This window comes from Streptomyces griseus subsp. griseus (assembly GCF_000720255.1).
GTDB classification, from domain to species: domain Bacteria; phylum Actinomycetota; class Actinomycetes; order Streptomycetales; family Streptomycetaceae; genus Streptomyces; species Streptomyces griseus_I.
This window is the reverse complement of sequence record NZ_JOJE01000111.1, coordinates 1-1,752: the sequence shown is the minus strand read 5'-3', so window position 1 is coordinate 1,752 and position 1,752 is coordinate 1. Positions and strand designations below refer to the sequence as shown.

The following is a 1,752-nucleotide window of genomic DNA, read 5'->3' as shown; positions in this document are numbered from 1 at the left end:
GCACAGCAGCCTCGGCTACCGCAGTCCCGCCGAATACGAGACCGCACTCGCAGCCTGACCACCACACCGATGGTGTCCGTCAAAGCGGAACAAGCTCACCCGAGAGCATCATCAAAGACGAAACCGACTCAGACCATGAAGAACAGGGTCAGAGCCTGTGAACAAACCCCCGCCTGCGCAGCGGCGTCCGGCACGCACGCTCGCGGCGTTTGCCGAAAGCCCCGTTCGACCGGGCTTGGTTGCGGTCCAGGATCGTGGTTGCCGACCAGATCACTCCGTTATGGGCAGACACTCGGCGAGCAGGTCGACGATGTCCCGCCAAGCTCGCCGCGCGTGCTGCGGGTGGTAGCCGACGCCGGGGAGCACGCTGTGGTCGACCGGCGGGTGATGGAAGGCGTGCAAGGCGCCGCCATAGACCACGAGTCGCCAGTCGACGCCCGCAGCCTGCATCTCGTCGGTGAATGCGTCCCGTTGCGCGGGCGGCATGATCGGGTCTTCCGACCCGACCCCGGCCCACACCGGGCAGTGAATCCGCGCCGTCTCGTCTGGTCGGCCCGTGGTCAGTGCGTTGACTGTCGCGATCGCGCGCAGGTTGACGCCGTCGCGCCCGAGTTCCAGCGCGATTGCGCCCCCGGTGCCGTAGCCGACGGCGGCGATCCGGTCCGGGTTGGCCCGCGGCTCGGCGCGGAGCACGTCGAGCGCCGCGTGGCCGATGCCTCGCATCCGGTCGGGGTCGGCGAGCAGCGGCATGCAACGGGCCAGCATCTCCTCAGGGTCGCCCAAATAGCGCCCGCCGTGGAGGTCGAAGGCCAGCGCCACGTATCCCAGCTCGGCGAGCGCATCGGCCCGGCGGCGCTCGACATCGCTGAGCCCCACCCCCTCGGGCCCGACCAAGACCACCGGCCGTCGGTCGACACCGGCCGGGAGCGCGAGGTGCCCGATCATCGTCAGGCCGTCGGCCGCGTATTCGATCGTGCGCGTTGTAACCGTCGTCATGAGCTTGGACTGTAGTGATCGTCGAGCCCGATCGGGCCTGTTCTGCCGCTGGCAGAAGGCAGGTCTCTGGCGTATTCCGGAACCATCCCACGGACCAAACACTCAGTTGGTTCAGAGCAGCAGGCGTGCTCGTGGATACAGGCGGTGCCGTAGGCGCGGGCACAGGTGCCCACGGAGACCTGCGGCGTTCGAAGTGGCCGAGGAAGTCCTCCCACTCGGCGTCGGTCGGGGTCCGGTACGCCTCGGCGGGGCGTAGGGTGCGGCGGCGGTTGATGAAAGCCCGGTGGGGCTGCCGGGGAGGATCTGCGGCAGATCACCGCCGACGACGTCCGGGCCGAACGGGCCCGGCACCAGGGCAATGTGGCTCGCGGGCTGCTCAGCGTGCTGCGCAGCATCTTCCGGGCCCTGAAGCAGGAGCAGCTGATCTTCCGCAATCCCACCTCTGGGATACAGGCGTCCGCCGGAGTCCACCTGCCGCTGTCGCTGTCCAGCGACCGGCCGGCAGGGGCGCTGGACCGGCTGGACGGGCTTGCCTCCCGGCTCATCGTCGGCCTGGGCGCATCCATTCTGTGCGCGCCGTGGAGGTCGCCCGCCTCGGCCTGGCCGATGCCGACGTGGTCCGGCGGACGCTGGCAGTACACCGCGACGAGCACACTCTGAGCTTGTTCCGCTTTGACGGACACCATCGGTGTGGTGGTCAGGCTGCGAGTGCGGTCTCGTATTCGGCGGGACTGCGGTAGCCGAGGCTGCTGTGCA

At 69.1% G+C, this 1,752-nt stretch carries 2 protein-coding genes; one reads left to right on the top strand and one right to left on the bottom strand.

The window, feature by feature from the left end:
- Nucleotides 1-270 precede the first annotated feature (270 nt).
- Nucleotides 271-996, bottom strand: a complete 726-nt coding sequence (locus tag IG99_RS43305) for a dienelactone hydrolase family protein (RefSeq protein WP_037684527.1) — start codon at nucleotides 994-996, stop codon at nucleotides 271-273.
- A gap of 360 nt (nucleotides 997-1,356) precedes the next feature.
- Here IG99_RS43305 and IG99_RS49430 point away from each other — a divergent pair, with 360 nt between their 5' ends.
- Nucleotides 1,357-1,656, top strand: coding sequence for a hypothetical protein (locus IG99_RS49430; RefSeq protein WP_037684526.1), 300 nt, complete (start codon nucleotides 1,357-1,359; stop codon nucleotides 1,654-1,656).
- Nucleotides 1,657-1,752: the final 96 nt, after the last annotated feature.